General features: G+C 64.7%; 26 protein-coding genes and 1 pseudogene. 11 read left to right on the top strand and 16 right to left on the bottom strand.

Translation table 11 applies throughout. The features are described from left to right. Positions 1–400: 400 nt before the first annotated feature. The 4 genes from EN851_RS32800 to EN851_RS32785 all read right to left on the bottom strand — a co-directional run bounded on the left by EN851_RS32800 (position 401) and on the right by EN851_RS32785 (position 3,523). Entirely contained in the window at positions 401–1,648 is a 1,248-nt protein-coding gene (locus EN851_RS32800; protein ID WP_135930917.1) for a sugar ABC transporter substrate-binding protein, read from the bottom strand. Between the two features lie 62 nt (positions 1,649–1,710). Beyond that, positions 1,711–2,754 (bottom strand): LacI family DNA-binding transcriptional regulator, encoded by a 1,044-nt coding sequence (locus EN851_RS32795; protein ID WP_135930916.1) that lies wholly within the window; start codon positions 2,752–2,754, stop codon positions 1,711–1,713. 251 nt (positions 2,755–3,005) lie between these two features. Then, complete coding sequence (locus EN851_RS32790; protein ID WP_127280275.1) at positions 3,006–3,272, bottom strand: DUF1488 domain-containing protein; 267 nt, start codon at positions 3,270–3,272, stop codon at positions 3,006–3,008. Next, positions 3,269–3,523, bottom strand: a complete 255-nt coding sequence (locus tag EN851_RS32785) for a hypothetical protein (RefSeq protein WP_135930915.1) — start codon at positions 3,521–3,523, stop codon at positions 3,269–3,271. The genes EN851_RS32790 and EN851_RS32785 overlap by 4 nt, the downstream gene beginning before the upstream one ends. Before the next feature lie 323 nt (positions 3,524–3,846). Between EN851_RS32785 and EN851_RS32780 the strand changes: the two genes are divergently transcribed. Next, on the top strand, positions 3,847–4,344 hold the full coding sequence (locus tag EN851_RS32780) for a GAF domain-containing protein (RefSeq protein WP_135882528.1): 498 nt from the start codon (positions 3,847–3,849) through the stop codon (positions 4,342–4,344). 221 nt (positions 4,345–4,565) lie between these two features. On the opposite strand, the gene EN851_RS32770 is transcribed toward EN851_RS32780, so the two are convergent. The 4 genes from EN851_RS32770 to EN851_RS32755 all read right to left on the bottom strand — a co-directional run bounded on the left by EN851_RS32770 (position 4,566) and on the right by EN851_RS32755 (position 6,829). Further along, a complete protein-coding gene (locus EN851_RS32770) occupies positions 4,566–5,627 on the bottom strand; it encodes a YeiH family protein (RefSeq protein ID WP_135920701.1) in 1,062 nt (353 codons plus the stop codon). Positions 5,628–5,815: 188 nt separating this feature from the next. Next, on the bottom strand, positions 5,816–6,100 hold the full coding sequence (locus EN851_RS32765; RefSeq protein WP_135930914.1) for a type II toxin-antitoxin system RelE/ParE family toxin: 285 nt from the start codon (positions 6,098–6,100) through the stop codon (positions 5,816–5,818). After that, positions 6,097–6,378 (bottom strand): type II toxin-antitoxin system ParD family antitoxin, encoded by a 282-nt coding sequence (locus EN851_RS32760; RefSeq protein WP_135930913.1) that lies wholly within the window; start codon positions 6,376–6,378, stop codon positions 6,097–6,099. Before EN851_RS32760 ends, EN851_RS32765 begins: the two co-directional genes overlap by 4 nt. Before the next feature lie 73 nt (positions 6,379–6,451). Beyond that, positions 6,452–6,829, bottom strand: a complete 378-nt coding sequence (locus EN851_RS32755) for an ester cyclase (RefSeq protein WP_135930912.1) — start codon at positions 6,827–6,829, stop codon at positions 6,452–6,454. A 704-nt stretch (positions 6,830–7,533) separates the two neighbouring features. On the opposite strand from EN851_RS32755, the gene EN851_RS32750 reads away from it, so the two are divergent. The 5 genes from EN851_RS32750 (at position 7,534) to EN851_RS32725 (ending at position 11,439) form a co-directional block, all read left to right on the top strand. Next, the gene (locus EN851_RS32750) at positions 7,534–8,019 is read left to right on the top strand and encodes a GNAT family N-acetyltransferase (RefSeq protein ID WP_135930911.1); all 486 of its coding nucleotides are present in this window, start codon (positions 7,534–7,536) and stop codon (positions 8,017–8,019) included. Positions 8,020–8,021: 2 nt separating this feature from the next. Continuing rightward, complete coding sequence (locus EN851_RS32745) at positions 8,022–8,405, top strand: ACT domain-containing protein (protein ID WP_135930910.1); 384 nt, start codon at positions 8,022–8,024, stop codon at positions 8,403–8,405. 166 nt (positions 8,406–8,571) lie between these two features. After that, positions 8,572–10,005, top strand: coding sequence for an aldehyde dehydrogenase family protein (locus EN851_RS32740; protein WP_135930909.1), 1,434 nt, complete (start codon positions 8,572–8,574; stop codon positions 10,003–10,005). 331 nt (positions 10,006–10,336) lie between these two features. Continuing rightward, complete coding sequence (locus tag EN851_RS32730; RefSeq protein ID WP_135930908.1) at positions 10,337–10,747, top strand: MbcA/ParS/Xre antitoxin family protein; 411 nt, start codon at positions 10,337–10,339, stop codon at positions 10,745–10,747. Continuing rightward, complete coding sequence (locus EN851_RS32725) at positions 10,741–11,439, top strand: RES family NAD+ phosphorylase (RefSeq protein WP_135920689.1); 699 nt, start codon at positions 10,741–10,743, stop codon at positions 11,437–11,439. Before EN851_RS32730 ends, EN851_RS32725 begins: the two co-directional genes overlap by 7 nt. Before the next feature lie 21 nt (positions 11,440–11,460). Here EN851_RS32725 and EN851_RS32720 read toward each other — a convergent pair whose 3' ends face one another. Beyond that, positions 11,461–12,333, bottom strand: a complete 873-nt coding sequence (locus tag EN851_RS32720; protein ID WP_135930907.1) for a LysR substrate-binding domain-containing protein — start codon at positions 12,331–12,333, stop codon at positions 11,461–11,463. Positions 12,334–12,457: 124 nt separating this feature from the next. Between EN851_RS32720 and EN851_RS32715 the strand changes: the two genes are divergently transcribed. Both EN851_RS32715 and EN851_RS32710 read left to right on the top strand, forming a co-directional pair. Further along, a complete protein-coding gene (locus EN851_RS32715; protein WP_135882541.1) occupies positions 12,458–12,661 on the top strand; it encodes a hypothetical protein in 204 nt (67 codons plus the stop codon). Between the two features lie 60 nt (positions 12,662–12,721). Next, positions 12,722–13,477 (top strand): sulfite exporter TauE/SafE family protein, encoded by a 756-nt coding sequence (locus EN851_RS32710; protein WP_135930906.1) that lies wholly within the window; start codon positions 12,722–12,724, stop codon positions 13,475–13,477. A gap of 59 nt (positions 13,478–13,536) precedes the next feature. Here EN851_RS32710 and EN851_RS32705 read toward each other — a convergent pair whose 3' ends face one another. Beyond that, positions 13,537–14,112, bottom strand: a complete 576-nt coding sequence (locus EN851_RS32705) for a DUF308 domain-containing protein (protein ID WP_135920682.1) — start codon at positions 14,110–14,112, stop codon at positions 13,537–13,539. A 207-nt stretch (positions 14,113–14,319) separates the two neighbouring features. Here EN851_RS32705 and EN851_RS32700 point away from each other — a divergent pair, with 207 nt between their 5' ends. Continuing rightward, on the top strand, positions 14,320–15,225 hold the full coding sequence (locus EN851_RS32700) for an AraC family transcriptional regulator (protein ID WP_135930905.1): 906 nt from the start codon (positions 14,320–14,322) through the stop codon (positions 15,223–15,225). 37 nt (positions 15,226–15,262) lie between these two features. Here EN851_RS32700 and EN851_RS32695 read toward each other — a convergent pair whose 3' ends face one another. Next, the gene (locus EN851_RS32695) at positions 15,263–15,712 is read right to left on the bottom strand and encodes a universal stress protein (protein ID WP_135916456.1); all 450 of its coding nucleotides are present in this window, start codon (positions 15,710–15,712) and stop codon (positions 15,263–15,265) included. A gap of 488 nt (positions 15,713–16,200) precedes the next feature. On the opposite strand from EN851_RS32695, the gene EN851_RS32690 reads away from it, so the two are divergent. Further along, positions 16,201–16,782 carry a histidine phosphatase family protein gene (locus EN851_RS32690; RefSeq protein WP_135930904.1) on the top strand — a complete coding sequence of 194 codons (582 nt, stop codon included), beginning with the start codon at positions 16,201–16,203 and terminating at the stop codon, positions 16,780–16,782. 310 nt (positions 16,783–17,092) lie between these two features. On the opposite strand, the gene EN851_RS32685 is transcribed toward EN851_RS32690, so the two are convergent. The 3 genes from EN851_RS32685 to EN851_RS32675 all read right to left on the bottom strand — a co-directional run bounded on the left by EN851_RS32685 (position 17,093) and on the right by EN851_RS32675 (position 19,424). Continuing rightward, positions 17,093–17,494 (bottom strand): VOC family protein, encoded by a 402-nt coding sequence (locus EN851_RS32685; RefSeq protein WP_135930903.1) that lies wholly within the window; start codon positions 17,492–17,494, stop codon positions 17,093–17,095. Between the two features lie 99 nt (positions 17,495–17,593). Then, positions 17,594–18,637 carry an RNA polymerase subunit sigma-70 gene (locus EN851_RS32680; protein ID WP_135930902.1) on the bottom strand — a complete coding sequence of 348 codons (1,044 nt, stop codon included), beginning with the start codon at positions 18,635–18,637 and terminating at the stop codon, positions 17,594–17,596. 40 nt (positions 18,638–18,677) lie between these two features. Next, entirely contained in the window at positions 18,678–19,424 is a 747-nt protein-coding gene (locus EN851_RS32675) for an SDR family NAD(P)-dependent oxidoreductase (RefSeq protein WP_135930901.1), read from the bottom strand. Between the two features lie 206 nt (positions 19,425–19,630). Here EN851_RS32675 and EN851_RS32670 point away from each other — a divergent pair, with 206 nt between their 5' ends. Further along, the gene (locus tag EN851_RS32670; RefSeq protein ID WP_127870192.1) at positions 19,631–19,900 is read left to right on the top strand and encodes a cyclase; all 270 of its coding nucleotides are present in this window, start codon (positions 19,631–19,633) and stop codon (positions 19,898–19,900) included. Positions 19,901–19,984: 84 nt separating this feature from the next. Here the strand turns inward: EN851_RS32670 and EN851_RS32665 are convergent, their stop codons facing one another. Continuing rightward, positions 19,985–20,755 carry a pseudouridine synthase gene (locus EN851_RS32665; RefSeq protein WP_189521991.1) on the bottom strand — a complete coding sequence of 257 codons (771 nt, stop codon included), beginning with the start codon at positions 20,753–20,755 and terminating at the stop codon, positions 19,985–19,987. A gap of 101 nt (positions 20,756–20,856) precedes the next feature. Next, positions 20,857–21,021, bottom strand: a pseudogene (locus tag EN851_RS32660) (VOC family protein); the annotation flags it as partial. Positions 21,022–21,179 lie beyond the last annotated feature (158 nt).

The raw sequence follows: 21,179 nt of genomic DNA, 5'->3' as shown, positions 1-21,179 counted from the left end.
TCCCAAGCTCTCCCGCGGCTGTAACCTCAGGTGGTACGGGCGACTTCGCCAAGCCAAGGTCCGGGCGGCCGCCCGGACCTTGGCTCAATCGCTTCAATCCCACGAAATCTCTCTCGTGTAGATACAAAGGTGGATCGGCGCGCAGCGCCGAGACGGTTGAGGGGTGCGCCAAGCAATGAGGCAGGTGCGATTTCGAACTTGTTGCCAAGCTGGAGCACCCCTCATCCGACCTCGCTTCGCGAGGCCACCTTCTCCCACAAGGGGAGAAGGGAGAACCAACCCTCCGACGCTCCGAAGCGGAGATGCAACCGAGTCTTCTCAACGCGATAGCCCTGCCATTTGAACCAAAACAATTTCCGGCCGCCCGCCCAGGGAGACAGGCGGGCGGCCGGACAGGCGCCTATTTCTGCGGCGCCTGGTCGATGATCGACTGCATGGTTTCCTGGGCGTTGGCGATCGCGCCATCGACGTCGTCGCCGAAGAACACCTCGTTGATCATCTGCGTCCATGGGCCGTTGGCGGAGTTGATCAAATCGTTGAACACCACCGAGTAGGGGGTCTTGCCCTTGGCCATCGCCTCGGCGGCGATCTGGTAGCGCGGATCGAGATCCTTCAGCGCGTCCTTGGCGATGTCGCCGCGCACCGGCAGGCTGCCGTATTTGGCGAGGATGGTCTGGCCCTCGAGCGAATAGGCGAAGTCCAGGAACTCCTTCACCACGGCGAGCTTCTTGGTGCCCTTGGTGACGACGAAATTGTCGCCGCCGGCAAAGGACGACCAGTTGCCATCCTTGCCCGGCAGGAAGGTGATGCCGTAGTCGACATTGGGATACTGCGTGTTGAGCGCGCCGATGGCAAAGGCGCCAGAGGGCGAGATGCCGATATTGCCGGCGGCGAAGGCGGCGAAGAAATTGGCGCCGGTGTCGGTCTGCGCGCCCGCCGGCACCAGGTCCTTCTTGACCATGGAGCGGTAGAGATCGATGGCGCCACGCAGCTGCGGGCTGTCCAGCGTCGCCTTGGAGCCGTCCTCCGACAGGATGTCGCCGCCAGAGGCCCAGATCAGCGGCGTGAAGGTGAAGATGTTGCAGCCGCCGCAATTGCCGGAGAAATAAAAGCCCTTGATGTTGCCGCCAAGCGCGTTGACCTTCTCGGCGTCGGCTTCGATCTCGGCCCAGTTGGTCGGACCTTTCTCGGGGTCGAGGCCGGCCTGCTTGAACAGCTTCTTGTTCCAGATCAGCACCGAGGCGTCGGCCGAGAAGGGCAGGCCGTAAATATGGTCCTTGTAGGTGCCGGTCTTCACATGCGCCGGCGACAGGCTGGCGAAATAGGGCAGGGACTTGGCCCAGTCGGTGATGTCCTCGAGCTGGCCGGCGGCGGCGAAGGACGGGGTGTAGATCAGGTCGAGCGACAGCGCGTCGGGCGCCGTGCCGCCGGCGGCGGCCGCGCCATATTTTGGGATGATCTCGGCATTGGGGATGATGTCGAGCTTGACCTGGTCCTTGTTCGCCTTGTTGAAGGCGTCGACGATCCTCGGCATGAAGTTCGAGCCGTCGGCGCGCACCCAGATGTTGGCGGTCTCGGCGGCGGCAAGTTGCAGGCCGCAGCCCAGAGCGGCACCGGCCAGGGTCAGTTTGGCAATCAGGTTCCTCATGTTCTCCTCCTCCAGGGTTGGCCGCTGTCCGCGGCTTGGCGCCGATCGCGTGGCGCTTTGTTTCAGCCGTCCGGCGGACGGCCGCAGGACTGACGCACCACCAGCCGGCACGGCAGTTTTCTGATGCCTGGCGCGGCGGATTTGCCGCCGACCAGGGAAAGCAGGGTCAGCCCGGCCTCGCGGCCTAATGCTGCCAGGTTCATGTCGACCGAGGTCAGCGGCGGGCGGGTCGCCTCGGCCACGATCTCCCAATTGTCGAAGCCGATGACGCCGACATCATTGGGCACGCCGAGGCCGCGTTCGCGCAGAGCATCGATGACGCCGCGCGCGATCTGGTCGTTGCCGCAGAAGACAGCGTCCGGTTTTTCGCCGTTGCCATCGAACAGTTTCGCCACGGCGTCATGTCCCCAGGCTTCCGACCAGGCGCCGAGCAGCGGCTCGATCACCGGCAGGCCGTTCTCCGTCAGGACGGCGCGGTAAGCCTGCGCCCGTTCGTGCACCACGGCAAAGCTCGCCGGGCCAGTGACATGGGCGATGCGCTTGCGGCCGAGCCGGCGGAAATGCTCGATCGCCAGCCGCGCCCCGCCGCCATCGTCGGAGACGAAGGCGACGGCGTCGGGATCGGGCTGGGTGAAGGCATAGATCACCGGGACGCGCAGGTTGGACAGGTCGACCGGCAAATGGCGGTCGATGCGCTTGCCGGTGGCGATGATGCCGTCGACGCGCTTGTCGAGCATGGCCTCGACATGGAGCTGGCCGAGGCGCGGATCCTCCTCGACATTGCACAGGAACACCGAAACGCCGGCATCGACCAGGGCGTCCGATATGCCCGACATCAGCGGCAGCGAGAAACGGCCATAGGTATCGTTGGTGAGCAGGCCGACGGTGAAGGAGCGCCGCCTCAGCAGGCTCTGCGCCAGGCTGTTGGGACGAAATCCCAGGCTGCGCGCCGTCTCGCGGATGCGCTCGCGGGTCTCGGCCGTCATGCGCCCCTGGCCGTTGAGCGCCTTCGAGGCGGTGGCGACGCTGACGCCGGCCCGGGCGGCCACGTCGCGCAAGGTGACGGGCTTGGGAAAGACCGGAACTGGCTGATCGTCCGATGCCATCGCGGCAAGAATCCTTAGCTGGGAAAAGGTTTTCCCTTATCGGCCGGAATAAGGCCCGGCCAATGGCCGAGCCTGATCGGGACTGTTTGGAAAAACCTTTTCTCAACTCAAGCTAGGGCACATCAAAGACCTGTTCAAGAGAAAAATTGCAGTCGCTGGCGCGATCGGACTTCGCGGGGGCGCGGCCAATCGGTGCCGGGCTCACAGGTCGCCGTGCGCATTCATGGACTCAAGACCGCTTCGGCAGCTTCTCAGCGGAAATCATCCGATGTCAGCACATACAAGCTCTTGTGGGTGCGGCTGTAGGCCTTGGCGGCGACGTCGTGGATCGTGGAGCTCGATCTGTCGAAGGCGGCAAGATAGCCGGCCTCGTCGGCGGTGGTGTCGGGCTGCATCCTGGTCATGGCATCGGCGGCCACGGAGAAGGAAATCTGCAGCATGCCGTCATGGCCGACGAAGCGGATGCGTTGACCGGCCACGTCATAGCTGCGGCTGCGGTTGGGGAAGGTCAGGCTCATGTCTTGACCCCCGTTGCGGCGGCCTTCTTGGCCACCCGTTTCGCCTTCGACGTCGGGTTCAGCGCTTCGGCCACGCGGTCGGCTTCTTCCTTGGCCAGCCGCAACTCCCTCAGCCGTTTCGTCTTGATCTCCCTGGCACGCGCCTCGGACATGTATTCAGCGGTCGCCTTGTTGTGCTCCGCCGTCTTCTTCTGCTTGTCGACAAAGCGGGCTTGGGCTTTTTCCATCAGAGTCTGATTGCCATCGGCCATCGAACAAATCTCCTTCATGCTGAAATCGTCAAAACGAACTTGTCCGATAAATAGGCGCTCGGCAGGAAAAATTCAATCTTTCGAATTATTTGGCGCTTTGCGGGCACCGAGAAAGCGAGCGCTGAAATAATACTTTTGAATATTTTCCCGCGGCCAAGATTATCCTTGCCTCCGGGAAATGTAGGTTGGGCCGAGGTGCCAACGGACGCTATTTCGAACGGAAATCCGTTTCGCACCTTCCTGAAATTGCCTAGGATGGTCCGGTGGTCGATTGGGGGCGTTTGCGGAAAACGGAACCGCGATTCTGCATACGGAGACAAGCCATGTTTGCCGCCAAGGCCATCGACGCCTCCAACAAGGCCGAATTCTACCGCGACCTCGCCAAGCAATTGAAGGCATTGCTGGAGGGCGAGGGCGATTCCATCGCCAACGCCGCCAACACCTCGGCGCTGATCTTCCAGATGGTGCCCGACCTCAACTGGGCCGGGTTCTACTTCCTGGCATCGGACGAGGAACTGGTGCTCGGCCCCTTCCAGGGCAAGCCGGCCTGCGTGCGCATCACTGTCGGCAAGGGCGTGTGCGGAACGGCGGTCGAGCTCGGCACTTCGATGCTGATCAAGGACGTGCATGATTTCCCCGGCCACATCGCCTGCGACGCCGACTCGCGCTCCGAACTGGTGGTGCTGCTGGAAGACGAGGAGGGTGTCTTCGGCGTGCTCGATCTCGACAGCCCGACGCCCGGCCGTTTCGACAGTGCCGACCAGGCCGGCATCGAGGCGCTGGCGGCAATCTATGTCGCGGCGAGTTCGTTCGAGGATTGAATCCGGCTCACAAACAGATTCAGACAAGGCCTCCTGGAGCGGTTCAGAGTTTGATAGAATCTCTGACCCGCTCTAACTTCTTGTTTTTACGCAACTCCGAAGGGGAAGCGCTAGGCGCTTCTCCCGGGAAAACCGCTACGCACTTTTCCTGGAATTGCTCTAAGCCCTTGTTTTGACAGATGCCGTGTGCCCCTATGCCTTCACGCGCAGGGACAGGCGGATCAGGCCAGCTTCACCAGCATCAGGCTGAAGCCGCCGATGAACAGGAAGGCGCAGAAGGCGAGCGCCAGCGGGCGCAGGCCGCGCGAGCGAAGCTGCGAAATGTCGGCCTGCAGGCCCATGGCGGCGAGCCCCATGGTCAGCATGATGGTGGTGGCAAGCACTATCGCCTGCTTCACTTCGGCCGGTACCGCCACAAGGCTGTTCAGCGCCACGACGGCGACGAAGGCGGCGACGAACCACGGCATGGGCGGGCGCGCCGCCGAGGGGTCGCCGCTCTTGCGGCGTGCCATCAGGCCGAGCGCGATGACCATCGGCGCCAGCATGGCGACGCGCGTCAGCTTGGCCACGGTGGCGATCTCGCCGGATTGGGTGCCGTTCTGGAAACCGGCGCCGATGACCTGCGCCACCTCATGGATCGAGGCGCCCGCCCACAGGCCAAAAGCGTGCTGGTCGAGGCCAAGCAGCGGCGCCAGCAGCGGGAAGCCGAGCATGGCGACGGTGCCGAACAAGGTGATCGAGGCGACGGCATAGGTGACGTCCTCATCGCGCGCGTCGGTGACGATGTTGGTGGCCACGATCGCCGAGGCGCCGCAGATCGAAGTGCCGGCGGCGATCAGCTGCGCCAGCTTGGCATCGACGCCGATCAGCCGGCCGAGCGTGATGGTGAAGAGGAAGGTGGCGCCAAGGGTCGCCGCCACGATGCCGACGCCGCTGGCGCCGATCGAAACCACCTGGCCGAGCGTCAACTGGAAGCCGAGCAGCACGATGGCGAAGCGCAGCAGGCGCTTTTGCGAGAAGGCGATGCCGGCCTTGGCGTGCGCCGGCGTGCCGAGCACATTGGAATAGACCATGCCGGCCACGACGGCCAGGATCATCGGGCTGAACAAGGCGAAGCCGGAGACATTGCGGGCGGAGAAGGCGACGGCCGTGATCATCGACACCAGCACGATCCCGGGGATGATGCCGTTCCACAGGGAATCGAGGCGCTTGCGGCCCCGCGCCAGATCGGCGGAAATCCTGCTTTTCGGAATATCGTTCGCGATGCGGGTCAGGGAAGACAATGCAATTCTCCAGGCGGGTATCTCGGGGAAATGCCATTTCATAATCGATCTTTCCAACGAATTATTGTGGTTGGAATGATCTATTTTTACGAACGATTGGCCGTCCAAACGGTCTCAAGGAAGCGTGTGCGCATTGCTCATGGCTTGGCGATGCATCGCACCGAGCTGCGAGAACGCAATCCGTCGGGCTACAACAAGTCCTGCCATCGCCGTGCGCCATGAATGACACGCACGATCTCCGCACCGTCGTCCGTTTGGCGATAGAGGATCAAGTAGTTTCCCGCAGGGAACGTGCGCAAGCCCGGTCGCACTTCCGGCCGGGCAATGCCGATGCCCGGCATGTCGGCGATGCGTTCGCAATGGGGATGGATTTCGTCATACCAACGCAACGCCGCCGCAGGACTGTCCTCGGCTATATAAAGCGCGATGGCTTCGATATCAGCTTCGGCCTCCGGTCGAAGGCGTAGCGTCATCGCGATGTGCGCTCGGCAATCCTCGCATCAAGCTTGCCTTTGATCCGGGCGAAGGCATCGCGGCCGTCGACCCGATCGCCGCTTGCCATGCCTTCGTCCCAAAGCCGGCCTAGCTCGTCGATGGCTTGGTCGCGTTGCATCCGACGAAACTTCCACTCGCGCAAGGCCTCGCGCATGACTTCGCTCGCCGAAGCGTATTCGCCCGCCGCAACGGCCTCGCGCATCATGGTTGCCATTTCGGGCGTGAGGGCAACGCTCACTTTCTCGACATTCGCCATCGGCGGGTTCTCCTACCTGGGCAAAGTAGGCAAGTTTACCACCGGCTGCAAGGAGGCCAGGTGGCGCATGACATCAAAGCTGCGCCTCGATCGCCGCCTTGTCGATCACCGACCAGACGTTCCTGATCCTGTCGTTCAGATATTCATAGAAGACGTTCTCGCTGAAGGAGACCTTTTTGCCATTGATGGGCAGGCCGAGGAACGTTCCCTTGGGCGTGCAGTTGAACTGGAGGCGGCTGGCTATGAAAGGCGGATCGGAGATCAGCAGTTGCACATCGAAATTGAGGTCCGGAATTTCCCGAAAATCCCGCTCCAGCATGTCGCGATAGCCTGACAATCCGACGCGGTCGCCATTGTAGTGCACCTCGTCATGGACGAAGCGGTGCAGCCTTTGCCAATCCTGGTTGTTGAGGCAGTCGATATAGCCTCGATAGAGATCGGTTTCGGTCACGGTGATGGCTCCGTTGCTGACGCTTGGACGAGATCATGCTCGACCGGAAGATAGAACGACCGTGGGCACAGTCCAGACGTTCCAGCCCGGTACCGGAATGCATCGACCAGCAGCGAGCAGGCTGATGTCGCAGTAGGCGTGCGCGCTCTACGACCCAGTCGGATGAGGTCGACATCAACAAGATCCTGTCTAGGCCGACGGCGCAGGAGTGTTGAAACAGCGCTGACAGTTCGATGGCTCGCTTGCGTTCATGACCCACATGCTCGGACGATCGGTGGAAACATCAACCCCGTCGTCATCCACGGGCGGAGCAGCCGCGTAGCGGCGTCGCGAAGACCCGAGGATCCATGCCGCGACCTTGGTGGCAGGTGCAGCGGAGCCCGATTCTGCACCGCTGCGGCGCCTGGAAGTCGCGGCATGGATCCTCGGGTCTGCGCCGCGACGCTACGCTCATTGCTTCGCCCGTGGATGACGAAGTCGGGGGCTTGGGTCAATCCCCAGATCTTGACGCACCGCTCTTCCTGCGCCAGCTTGCCGCCATGTTCGCTCGCGCGCCCGCCAACACCAAGCGACGCCGCTCCTGCATAGCGCGGAGCGGCAGGCTGATTGCGCGACGATAAATCCGACACGATAGATCCGGTTTGTTCGTTTCCCGCCCCGCCCGCACCATCAGCCGGCGGGGTTTTCATGTCTGGAGCCTTTTGATGATTGCCAATCCTTCCATCCGGTTTCGGCCGGCCGAGCCTGCCGACGCCGCCGCGATCAGGGATATCGTGCGTGCCGCCTATGCCAGATGGGTGCCGGTGATCGGCCGCGAGCCGCTGCCGATGCGTGCCGATTACGACAAGGCTGTCGCCGAGCATCCGTTCGATCTCGCCGTCGAGGACGGCCGCATCGTCGGCATGATCGAGACTTTGCTCGCCGACGATCACCTGTGGGTCGAGAATGTCTGCGTTGCGCCGCAGGCGCAGGGCAGGGGCATCGGCCGGCTGCTGCTGGAGCGCGCCGAGAGCAAGGCGCGCGCGGCAGGACGCGCGGAGCTCCGCCTGTTGACCAACGGCGCCTTCGAAGCCAATCTGTCGCTCTATCGCAAGCTTGGCTATACGGTCGACCGGGAGGAGCCGTTCCTGAACGGAACGACGGTCTATATGAGCAAGCGGCTTGTTGGATGCCCACCAACCGGAGCGTGAGGATGGCTGCCAGGATCAAGCTCAAGCAACTTTCCGGCCTGTATGCGATTTCGCGGCTTCAAGCCGGTGACGGCATTCCTGCCTGGGCTGACGGACCAGGCTTCGTCAGCATCACCAGAACCGACGACGAGCTCTCGATCACCTGCCTTCAGGATCGCGTGCCGGATGCCGTCAAGCACGATCGCGACTGGGTCGCCTTCAAGTTGCAGGGGCCGTTTGCGTTCGACGAAACCGGCATTGTGCTGTCCGTCATCAGGCCGTTGTCGGAAAACGGTTTGGGCATCTTCCTGGTATCGACCTTCGATGGCGACCACCTGCTGGTGAAGGCGACAGACGAGCCCGCGGCTAGAGGATTTCTGGGCGAAGCCGGGCATACGCTGCTCTAGGCAGCTCATCGCCGGCCCCTGATCAACGATTGGCGCTCTGGCTCAATCCCTGGCGCGCTGGCTCAACCATTTCTGGGGTTGCGTTTGACAGCGCCGTTCGCGCATCGTTATTTCTAGCCCGATATCACGGCCGGACCGGCCATGCGGCACCCCCAGGGAGAAAACCATGTCACACGATCTGCAGTTCTATATCGATGGCGCGTGGGTCGATCCTGTGGTGCCCAACACGCTCGACGTCATCGATCCGTCGAATGAAGACGCCTTCGCGCAGATCTCGCTCGGCTCCAAGGCCGATGTCGACAAGGCGGTGGCCGCCGCCAAGCGCGCCTTCAACATATACGGCTTCACCTCTGTCGAGGAGCGCCTCGATATCCTCAACCGCGTTATCGAGATCTACAAGAAGCGCAGCAAGGACCTGGCGCTCGCCGTATCGCGCGAGATGGGCGCGCCGCGCCAGATGGCGCTCGACAGCCAGGTGGGCGTCGGTCTCGCGCATTTGCAGAAGATGGCCGAGACGCTGAAGAATTTCCAGTTCCGCCATGTCAAGGGCAACCATCTCGTGGTCAAGGAGCCGATCGGCGTCGTCGGCCTGATCACGCCGTGGAACTGGCCGCTGAACCAGATCACCTGCAAGGTGGGTCCGGCACTCGCCGCCGGCTGCACCATGGTGCTGAAGCCGTCCGAAATCGCGCCGCTCGACGCCATCATCTTCGCCGAGATCATCGACGAGGCCGGGGTGCCGAAGGGCGTGTTCAACCTCGTCAACGGCGACGGCCCGGGCGTCGGCCAAGCGCTGTCCAGCCATCCCGACATCGACATGATGTCGTTCACCGGTTCGACGCGGGCCGGCATACTGGTGGCCAAGGCGGCCGCCGACACCGTCAAGCGCGTGCATCAGGAGCTTGGCGGCAAGTCGGCCAACATCCTGTTTCCGGATGTCGACCTCGCCACCGCCGTCAGCAAGGGGGTCGCCGGCTGCTTCGGCAACAGCGGCCAGTCCTGCAACGCGCCGACGCGCATGTTCGTGCCGCGCGACCGCCACGACGAGGCCGCCGGATACGCCAAGGTCGCGGCTGAAAAATTCACCGTCGGCCCGGCCGACGGCGCCAACACCAAGCTCGGCCCTGTCGTCAGCCAGGTCCAGTTCGACAAGATCCAGGACCTGATCCAGAGCGGCATCGACGAGGGTGCGACGCTGGTCGCCGGCGGCCCCGGCCGCCCGGCCGAACTCAACCGCGGCTACTATGTCAGGCCGACCGTGTTCGCCGACGTCACCCACGACATGCGCATCGCGCGCGAAGAGGTTTTTGGCCCGGTGCTGGCGATCCTGCCCTACGACACGGTCGAGCAGGCGGTCGAGCAGGCCAACGATACCGTCTACGGCCTTGCCTCCTACATCCAGGCCAAGGACCTGCAGAAGGCCCGCGACGTGGCGGCGCGCATGCGCTCGGGCAATGTCTACATCAACTATCCCCAATGGGACGCCGGCCTGCCCTTCGGCGGCTACAAGCAGTCCGGTAACGGCCGCGAATATGCCGAATACGGGCTCGAGGATTTCCTCGAGATCAAGGGCATCGCGGGCTATGAGGCGGCGGAGTAGTTCTTTGGCCGCAGCGTAGCTGGAGAGGGGCCGGCGCCGCCCCTCATCTGCCTGCCGGCATCTTCTCCCCGTATAGTGACGGGAGAAGGACGCTTTCGCGGATGATTTCGCCAATCTCCAGCATTGCGAAGGCGGCGCCGGCATTGCGGCCTGCATCTTTCTCCCCGTCACTATACGGGGAGAAATGTCCGGCAGGACAATGAGGGGCGGCGCCGACCTCGGCGATTAGCGGTCTCGGTCACAAGGCCCACACTGATATGCTCAGCCATACCCCCCATCCTTGCCAATTGGCAGATACATGCTATATATCTGCCATTAGCGAGGTCTAAACATGCAGCTTCAAGCCATCACCACGACGCCGACCGCGGTCGGCTCGGCCATATCGGATGAAGAGGCCGGTGCGCTGGCGCGCTCCACGGTCAATCTGTTCAAGGCCTGGAACCTCACCGACTTCGAGGCCTGCGTCCTGCTTGGCGGCATTTCGGCCCGCACCTGGGCGCGGTGGAAGGAGGGCGGCATCGGCCGGATCGACCGCGACCTGCGCACCCGCATGGCGCACCTGATGGGCATCCACAAGGGGCTGCGCTACCTCTTCACCGAGCCGGCGCGCGGCTATGCCTGGATCCGCAAGCCCAATGCCACCTTCGGCGGGCAATCGGCGCTCGAGCTGATGCTGCGCGGCGATATCTCCGATCTCGCGGCGATGCGCGAATGGCTCGACGCGGAGCGTGGTGCATGGTGAGTGGGCTCGCGGTCCGGCGCCGCGTCCACTGGCCACAGACCTATCGCATCATCCGCTCCATCCATCCGCCGATCGACCTGTTCGAGGACATCGCCGACCCGCGCGACTGGGAGGCGCTGGCCGCCGTCGAGGAGAAGACCAATCCGCGCATCCGGCTCGAGCTCGGCGATCTCGGCAAGGTGCCGGCCGCAAGGCGGGTTTCGGGTCCTGGCGCCAGCTTCGTCATGGCGCCTTTCGTGCATTGCTCGACCTTGCGGCCCGGCCGCTTCTCGGACGGCAGCTACGGCATCTATTATGCCGGCGACAGCGAGGACGTGGCGCTGGCCGAAACCATCCACCATCACCAGAAATTCATGCGCGCCACCAACGAGGCGCCGGGCTGGACGGCCGATTTCCGCGTGCTGATCGGCAGCGTCGACCGCGACCTCGACGACGTCAACGCGGTACCCGGCGTGCTCGACCCCGACGACTACACGGCGTCGCAGGCGGAAGGGCGGGCGCTGCGGGCCTCGGGAAGCGACGGGCTGGTGTGGAACAGCGTGCGCATGCCGGACGGGGAGTGTATCGGCATCTTTTGGCCCGACGTCATCGGTGTCCCGGTCCAGGGCCGCCACTACAGTTACCACTGGGACGGCGGCCGCGTCGACTTCGTGCGCCAGCACGACACCGGCAAGGTGCTCGAAGTGGTGTGAGCAGGGTAGGGCGGCTTGTCCTCACGCCAACGCCGCCGCCAGCAGTTTCGCCTGCGGCGTCAGCGCCTCGAAGCGGCGGGCGCACAGATTGAGCTGGCGCGTGGCCCAGTCATCGCCGAGCTGCAGGCTGCGCAGCGTGCGGGCCGAACGGCGCGTGGCACTTTCGGGCACGATGGCGATGCCGGCGCCTTGCGAGACCAGCCGGCAGACATTGTCGAGGCCGGGCACGCGGATGCGGAAGTGCAGGTGGCCACCGAGCCGGGTGGCCTGGCGGGTGATGTGCTCCTGCAAGGGATGGCCGGCGCTCAAGCCGACGAAGGCTTCGCCGAGAAGGTCGGCAAGGCTGGCGGTCTGGCCTTCGAGGCCGGGCCTGTTCCGCGCCGTGATCACCACCAGGCGGTCGACGAAGAACGGTTTTTGCTCGAGATGCGAAAGGCCGGCCCAGGTCGCGGCGATGCCAAGATCGGCGGCACCGTTCGCCACCGCCTCGGCGATCTCATGGCTGGGGCGTTCGTCGAGCTCGATGTCGATCCCGGGATGCGCGACCAGGAAGGCCGGCAGCGTGTCGCGCAGGAGTTCGCTGGTCGCCGCCGTGTTGGCCATCAGCCGTATGCGGGCGCGCAGGCCCGTGGCATAGGCGCCGAGGTCGCCGGCCATCGCCTCGATCTGGTTCTGCACCGCGCGCGCATGGTGGAGCAGCGCCTGTCCGGCCGCCGTCGGCACCACGCCGCGCCGGCGCCGCTCCAGAAGCGGCGCGCCGAGGCTTTCCTCCATGCCCTTGATGCGCGCGCTGGCCGAAGCCAGCGCCAGGCCGGCGAGTTCGGCGCCATGGGTGATGCTACCGCGTTCGGCCACCAGCAGGAACAGCCGGAGATCGGTGAGGTCGAATCGCATTTTTCGCTCCCGCAAATCGTGCCGCGCCAGCATCAGCCTTCGTTCACGCCGAAGGCTGGCAGCGCAACTTCCACATTGTGGGCGGCCCGCATGTCAGTCAAATCATTTGCGACGGAGATAAGCTATGCGTGAAAAAACATCAGGCCGGCAAGGACTCGGCATTCTTGAAAGCGCGGCGATCGTGCTGGCGATCGCGGTGGCCTCGCTTGCCATGGCGCAAGCGCAGCCTGGCTTGCCGGGATGCGCCGTGGCGGCGGCTTCCGTCAACCGCGATGCCGTGCCGGCAAGCCAGGATGCCGAGGCGACGGACATGTTGTTGCATGACTGAAGGAACCGGCGTGCCCGGGCTCTATGCCAAGGAACGTCCATCGATGCTGAGCGGCCATCCATGCTAAGCATCGGCGCCGTCGCCTTCATCGGTTTCGTGTTTCTCGCCGCCGGCCTCGTCAAGGGCGTCGTCGGCATGGGGCTGCCGACCGTGGCGATGGGCCTACTGGCGGCGGCCATGCCGCCGGCTGAGGCCGCCGCCTTGCTGTTGATTCCGTCGCTGGTCACCAATCTGTGGCAGTTGTTCACCGGTCCGTCCTTCGGCGGCTTGTGCAAACGGCTGTGGACGATGATGGCCGGTGTCGTCGTCGGCACCGTGACTGGCGCCGGCCTGCTGACCGGCGCGCACACGACGATGGCCTCGGCCGGGGTTGGCATCGCGCTGATGCTCTATGCGCTTGTCGGCCTGGCCAAGGCCGGCTTCACCACGCCGGCGCGCCACGAGGCCTGGATATCGCCGCTGGTCGGCGTGGCGACCGGGCTGGTCACCGGCGCCACCGGCGTTTTCGTCATTCCGGCGGTGCCCTATCTGCAATCGTTGCGGCTGGGCCGGGAAGACCTGATCCAGGCGCTTGGCCTGTCCTTCACCGTATCGACCTTGGCCCTCGGCTTTGGACTGTTCAGGGCCGGCGCGCTTGCCTCGCCGACGGCGCAACTGGCTGGGTCGGTGCTGGCCCTGGCGCCGGCGCTGGCCGGCATGGTCGTCGGCCAGGCGCTGCGCCAAAGGATGAGCGTCGAGACTTTTCGCACGGTGTTCTTCGCCGGCTTGCTGGCGCTCGGGGTCTATCTCGCGTTGGAGGCTGCGCTGCAGGGCTAAAAGAGCCGGGCCCCAAAACCTCTTTCGAGTGTTTCGGCGGGGCCCGGCACTTTGAAGGATCAAGCGGTGCGCTTGCGTGCCTGCATGACGCTCAGCCATATGGCCGAGACGAGAAAATAGAAGGCGCCGAACGCGGCATAGGGCGCGATATCGGTGATGCCGGGCGTGGCGGCGCCGATCGCCTGTTTGATGAAGAAGCCGCCGGCAAGCGCCGACTGCGCACCGCTCAGCACCATCGCCCATTGCGCGCCCGCCCGCCAACGGCGCACGCCGGTCGCAAGCTGGAACAGGCCGGAGAGAATGGCCCATGCCCCGAACACCGCCAGGACCGCGTGCGGGCCCTGTCCAAGGGCGATGAAGACCGCGATCGCCGTGATCGTGCTGACCGCCGCGTTGAGCGCCTGGCTGGGATTGGCCTTCAGGCCGCCGCTGCGCTGCGCGTCCAGAATATTGGCGATCGCGTCCCAGGCCGGGTAGGCGACCAGCAGTATCGCCGCGACCGGCGGCGCGCTTTTGCCAAGGGTGAAGGCCGCCGCCACCCACGCGACCGAAAAGCCGGCGCGGAGGAAATAATATGACTTCAGCCACTGCGATGCGGCAACGCCGCTGGGCGCCTGGATGGTTTGAGTGCTCATTGGAACGTCCTGTCTTGTTGGATGGCCCGAGGCTGAGAGGCGGCAGGTTGACCCGCTTGATCACGCCCTCAGGGTTGGATGATTGGAACAGCCCATTCTCGCGCCCTCGGCGCGGGAATGGCTTTGCGCCAAGGCGAAAACAGCGCATAATCAATAGGAATGCGCTATCCTTGCCAAGGAATGTATGAGAACCGGTCGGCCATATCCATGATTGAATCGCCTGAAAACTTGACCATTCTTCCGGATGGAGGGCCGCGTGCGGGTGTCTCCGGCGACCTTCTCTCGCATGTGCTGGCGCAGATCAGGCTTACCGGCGACGAGGTTTTTTCACGCACGCTGGCGGAGGCGGAGCAACTCGATCTCGACGAGGGGCAGGCTCATATCGTCGTGGTGACCGCCGGCGCGCTGCGCATGCAGAGCGAGGACCAGGCCGCCGCCGTCATCGAGGCCGGCGACCTCGTGCTGCTGCCTCGCGGTCCCGGCGCGTCGCGGCTGGTGGCATCGCATCCACCCGTGGCGATCGTCGTCTGCCGCTTCTGGTTCGATCCGGACAGCCTGCGGGGGATGATCTTCGCCTTGCCGCAATGCATTCACATCCAGCGCGCCCAGGGGGCAGGGTGGGTCGATGGAATGCTGCCTTTCCTGATGGTCGAAACCAGCGGCGCCCAGCCGGGTGCTGCCTTGATGATTTCCCGCATCATCGATCTCATGGTCATCCGCACCTTGCGCAACTGGGTCCATGAAGGGCACGCCACGGGCTGGCTCGGCGGGCTTTCCGATGCCCGCATCGCCCGTTCCCTGAAGGCCATCCACGAAAGGCCGCTGCAGCGGTGGAGCATCAATGAACTGGCCGACAAGGCCGGCATGTCGCGTTCGAGCTTCTGCGAGCGCTTCGCGGCGCTCGTCGGGCGTTCACCGCTGCGCTACCAGAATGAATGGCGCCTGGGCCTGGCCCGCGATCTGCTGGCCAGGCGGGACGCGCGCGTGGGCGAGATCGGCTTGCGCATCGGCTACGAGTCCGAAGCCGCCTTCAGCCGGGCCTACAAACAGCTCTTCGGGCACCCGCCACGGGTTGAATATGCGCTGACCAATGAACCCGCCAAGCAGCCCTGACCGGAGGCGCCATTTTGTAAAAAGTGAGCTGCGGGACCTACCGCACCACCAGCACCGGAATCTCGGTGTAGGACAGCACTTCCGCCGTCTGGCTGCCCAGAAGCAGCCTGCCCAGCCCGCGGCGGCCATGCGAGGCCATGACGATCAGGTCGCAGCCTTGCGTCTTGGACAGGTCCAGGATCGCTTCGGCGGGCCGTTTGTCCTCGACATGGACCAGTTTGGCGGAGACGCCGGCGGCATCTGCGGATGCCTTGCATTTGTCGAGCACTTCCCTGCCATAGCGGCGCGATTCTTCCTGGAAGACGGCCAGTTCATCGCCGGCGGCGTAGCCGGCCATGGCGCCGCCCCAGGCGAAGATCGGGAATTGTTCCGAAACGGTGACGAAGGTGACGGCGGCGCCGAGGTCCTTGGCCAAAATGAGGCCCTGGGCGACGCCCTTGCCGGCCAGTTCCGAGCCGTCGGTGGCGATGAGCAGATGTTTGTACATGATGATCCGACCTGTGATGCCTGATTACTCTCCAACATAGATAGTTATGCCTCCGCGCTCATTCATTGAGCCAAAGCGGCGGGGATCAGGGCCAGCGAGGGATTCGATATCCAGAGCTTGGTGTCCCGGGCGGTCAATCGTTGGCGCCGGCGCCGCCCGTCATTGCCCTGCCGGGCATTTCTCCCCGTATAGTGACGGGGAGAAAGGGCAGTTGCGGCCACAGTGCTCTTCCCGCAACGCCGGAGAGTCGCGAAATCATCGCCTGTCCTCCGGCGGACAAAACTGTCACCCATGCTATCGGTCTATTCTGTTACCTATCTATCCGGTTCGGACAAAGCGTCCTTCTCCCCGTCACTATACGGGGAGAAGGTGCCGGCAGGCGGATGAGGGGCAGCGCCAACGCATCGAGATGAGGCGTGAATTTCGCGGGCCGGATTCCCCTTCGCGGAATCGTCCTCTAAGGTCCGGGCAACTTTGAAAGGCATTCCATGAGCAGCGCGTATCCGCAGATCCATCTGGTCCGGCATGGCGAGACCGCGTGGAGCCTTTCGGGGCAGCATACCGGCCGCACCGATATGCCGCTGACGCCGGCCGGCGAAGCGGCGGCGCGCCGTGTGGCGGACCGGTTGAAAGGCCTGTCGTTTTCGCAGGTTTGGACGAGCCCGTCGCAGCGGGCATACAACACCAGCGTGCTCGCTGGCTTTGGCGCGCGGAGCGTGAAGATGGACGATCTGCAGGAGTGGGATTACGGCGCCTATGAAGGGCGTACGACCAAGGAAATCCTGACCGAGCGGCCGGGCTGGAACGTGTTTCGCGACGGTTGCCCGCAAGGCGAGACGGCGGCCGATGTCGGCGCCCGCGCCGACAGGATTATCGACCGCCTGCGCAAGGCCAATGCCGACATACTGATTTTTTCCAGCGCGCATTTCCTGCGCGTGCTCGCCGCCCGCTGGCTCGGCCTGCCGCCGGAAGGCGGCGCGCTGTTCGTGCTCGACACGGCCAGCATCAGCGTGCTGGGCTACGAGCATGATCCGACCGAGCCGGTCGTGCGCAAGTGGAACCTGAAGTAGGCAGGCCACATCAACCAGATGTGGTGACGCCTATCGTCTTCGTCATCCACGGGCGAAGCAAGGAGCGAAGCGACGCGGCGCAGACCCCTGGAGCTGCTTCGCAGCCCAAGGGATCCATGCCGCGACTTCGGGGCGCAGCCACGGTGCGGAATTCTGCTCCGCTGCGCTTCACGGCAAAGGTCCCGGCATGGATCCTAGGGTCTCCGCGACGGAGCTGCGCTCCTGCTTCGCCCTAGGATGACGACGTGTTGGGTGGCTTAGGCTAATTCCGATGCTGGACGCTAATCAACTCAAACCGCGCGCCCGCCTCCTACCTCTCGAACTTCCTGATCGCCTCGGCGGTGATGGGCTGGAAGAAATTCACCAGATTGCCGTCGGGGTCACGGAACAGCAGCGAGCGGTTGCCCCAAGGCATGGTGGTCGGCTCCTGCACGGTCGTCTTCTTGATGAGGTCCGACAGCCGGGCGAATTCGGCATCGACGTCGCCGACGCGGAACTCGAGGATGGCGGTGTGGTTGTCGGCGGGGCGGGCGATGTCGCCGCCGAACAGCATCAGGGTGCGCGTGCTGCCGATCGCCAGCGTGCAGGCCGGCGTCGCCAGTTCGGCGAAGTCTTCCGTGTATACGGTCACCGGTATGCCGGTGATCTCACCGTAGAAGCGCACGAGGCGCTGGACATCTGACGTGATGATGCGGACAGAGACGAAATTCATCGCATTGGCTCCTTGATCTCGAAGCCGCGAGCGGGCTTCCCAGCCGATGCATAGACCAGGCCTCCTGACAGCTTTCTGTCAGGAGAGGAGTTGTGACGGTTACGCTTCGGGTTCGGTCCAGACCGGCGGCAGGCCGAAAGCCGCGAACAAATCGGGGCCGAGCGGGCCGACATAGACCGTCAGCGCGGTGATCCGGCCTTGGGCCGGCTCGATGACGTGCAGCGATTGCGCGCGCCATTCCGGGTCGTGAAACCGTTGCGCGTAGATCGCGACCGCGGGCTGGCCGTTGGCCCTTGTCGCCACCGCGCGATAGCCGGCGTAATTGTTCCACACGGTCTTGAAGAAGTCGTGGATCGCCTGGCGCCCCTGATACCAGTCATGCCATGGCGGCATGTGGTAGGTGGCGTCTTCGCGCAGCAGTTCGACGAAGCCATCGAGATTGGCGGCCTCCCAGGTCCTGATATAGCGTTCGAGCAGCAGGTCCTCGTCGGGGCTTGGCCGCGGGCGCTGCAGTGGCCGCCCCTTGGTAAAGCGTTCGCCAAGTGTGGCGCGCGCCCGCTGCAGGGCGCTGTTGACCGACGCCGTCGAGCCGCCCAGCAATTGCGCCGTTTCCAGCGCCGACCAGCCGAGCACGTCGCACAGCAAGAGCACGGCGCGCTGCCTGGGCGGCAGAAGCTGGATCGCCGCGACGAAGGCCAGCCGGACGGCCTCACGGGTTTCGTAGCGTGCGTCCGGCCCGGCTGCGCCATCGGCGAGATCCGGCAGCTCGGCGTCCGGGTAAGGTTCCAGCCAGGCGAGTTTGGCGGCCGGCCCGGCAGCGGCGCGGCCTTCGGTCGACGGCCGTGCGGGCTCTTCGAGAATGCGGCGCGCCGACGACCTTGCCTTGATCGCGTTGAGGCAATTGTTGGTGGCAATGGCGTAGAGCCAGCCACGCGGCGAGCCGTGGCCGCCGAATTGCGCGCGGCCGCGCCATGCCTTCAGGAACGTGTCCTGGACGAGATCGTCGGCTTCGTGCAGCGAGCCCATCATCCGGTAGCAATGCAGCTTGAGTTCGCGGCGGTGGCTGGTGGTCAGGCGCTCGAAGGCCGGCCGGTCGAGGACCGGCCGGCCCGATGGCCCGGAAGCGCCAGGAGCATCCGTCATTTCAAGTCCGCTGTGACGATTTCGGGCCATCCTGCGCGCCTCACGCCGCCGCCGCAAGGCCGCTGCCGCTCACCGTGAAGGCCGTGCCCTGCATCTTGCCGGCAGCGAGCGCGACCACGGCGCTGGCGACATCGGCGGGCGTCTGCGTATCGGTCATGCTGGCCAGGAAATCCGCCGGGCTGATGCCGAGATAGGCCGAAACGCCCGATATGCCGCGCTGGCCGACGCCGGTGCCGGCCATGATGCGCATCGGCGCCAGCGCCATGAAACGCAGGCCGAGGCCAAGCCGGTCGGCTTCCTTCTGGCTGTGGGCGGCGAGGAACAACTGCATGCGCTTGGCGCCGGAGTAGCCGCCGGAATTGGGCGGGCCGCCGCTGAATGCAGCGCCGCTGGAGATCAGCACCACGCGGCTGCCGGGCTTCAGCCGGCCGCGCAGCGCTGCCTGGCAGAACAGGAAGGACGCCTTGACGTCCATTTCCCAATTGGCCGAGAACTCGTCCCAGCCCTGGTCCTGAATCGGTGCCGATGGGGCGAAGGCACCGGCGCAGATCACCAGCACGTCCGGTTCGAGAGCGGCGAAGACCGCATCGGGGGCCGCCGCCTGCGTGGCATCCGCCACGAGCGTCTTTACGCCCGACGCCTCCCAGGAGAGTTCCGTCAAAGCGTCCGCGCCCCGGGCGACGGCGAGCACGGTTGCTCCCTCGCTCAGCGCCGCCTCCACGATGGAGCGGCCGACGCCCCGGCTGCCTCCGACGACGACGACATTTTGACCTTGCAACGATCCCATGGTTCACCTCGCTGTTCCGGCCCGGAGGATTCCGGCGCCTGATGATCAGGACAGCCGAGGCGGGTTGAATTCATCGGTACGTCGGTAAAATGCGGCTCTCATTCGTTCGCCGGTTTGCCAAGGACATGATTGGGGCGATAAACTGGACGGCCCATCGCCGATCTCTTGGGCGCACCAATAACAACAGCCCTTGGGAGGAGTGTACGATGACGACGCTGTTCGTGAGACATACCGTGTCCGACTACAAGGCCTGGCGCAAAGTCTATGACGGGTTCGCCCCGGTTCAAAAGGCCAACGGCGTGAAGGCGGAGGCCGTCTACCAGGCGGCGGACAACCCCAACGACGTCACCGTGACGCATGATTTCGCCAGTGCCGCCGAAGCGCAGGCCTTCATCAAAAACCCAAAATTGAAAGAGGCGATGGCGAGCGCCGGCGTGGTCGGCGCGCCAACCATGTGGATCACCAACAAGGCCTGATCGACTGCTCTAACCGTTCGATCCGGTCGCCACTGCCGCAATGAATGGCCAGGTCGCTTTCGGCCTGGCGGGCGGGATGTTTTGTCAGCCCAGCAACGCCAGTTCTTCCGCCGTCAAATGCCGCGCCGTGCCTTTGGCGAGGTTGCCGAGCGGCAGGCTGCCGATGGCGATGCGGATGAGGCGCTTGACCTCGATGCCGTGGGCGGCGAGCAGGCGGCGGATGTGGCGGTTCTTGCCTTCGTCGAGCACGATCTCCAGCCAGGCGGTGCGGCCGCCGCTGCGCAAGAGCGTGATCGCGTTGGCGGTCAGGGTCTCGCCGTCGACGGTGACGCCACTGCGCAACATGTCCAGCGTCGTTTCATCCGGCACCGTGTCGACCTGCACGTGATAGGTCTTGGGCAGATGCGAAGCCGGATCCATCAGCCGGTTGGCAAACTGCGTGTCGTTGGTCATCAGCAACAGGCCTTCGCTGGCCTTGTCGAGACGGCCGACCGGCGAGACATAGGGCAAATCGAGCCCTTCGAGACAGGCATAGACGGTGTCGCGCTGTTGCGGATCGTCGCGGGTGGTGACCAGCCCGCGCGGCTTGTTCAGCATCAGATAGACCTTGCGCTCGGCAACGACCGCATCGCCATCGACGACGATGCGGTCGCGGTTCATGTCGACGCGCAGCGCCGCGTCACGCACCACCTTGCCGCCGACGCGCACGCGGCCCGCCGCGATCAGCACTTCGGCCTGCGTGCGCGAGCACAGGCCGAGTTTTGACAGCGCGCGGTTCAGGCTGACGCCGGAAGGTCCGGCGCTGCGTGGCTTGCCGGCTGGCGGCCGGCCGGGCGGAGGTGGTCGTGCTGCCATTCTGTTGCCGGTGATCCGTTCCAGCGGACAGATGCCACGGGCGAGGCGGGCACCGCAAGCCGGGCGCGGCCGGTCTGTTTCCTGTCCCAGCAACAAGCGCTTCAGGCGGATGGCTCGGCCATCACGATGAAATTGCCGCAGGTGTCGTCGAAGAAGGCCGATGTCACCGGGCCCGTGCGTTCCGGAGGCCCGAGAAATTTCACGCCGCGCCCGGTCAGCCGATCGAACTCGGCGTGGATGTCGCCGACGGTGATGAGCGCCGCCGGGAAACGGGCGTCGTAAAGCGCTTGCTGCGCGGCGCGCGCCGGCGTTGCTCACGAGTACCGGCACGCGCAGCGATGCCCAGCGGCTGGGATCGAGCGTCTTGCCAAGCTGATCGCCGGCGACGATGGCGCCGTCATACGGCAAGGTATGCGCCACGGCC

Origin of the sequence: Mesorhizobium sp. M8A.F.Ca.ET.208.01.1.1 (assembly GCF_004791315.1) — a bacterium.
Classification (GTDB): Bacteria; Pseudomonadota; Alphaproteobacteria; order Rhizobiales; family Rhizobiaceae; genus Mesorhizobium.
This window is presented reverse-complemented; position numbering and strand designations above follow the sequence as displayed.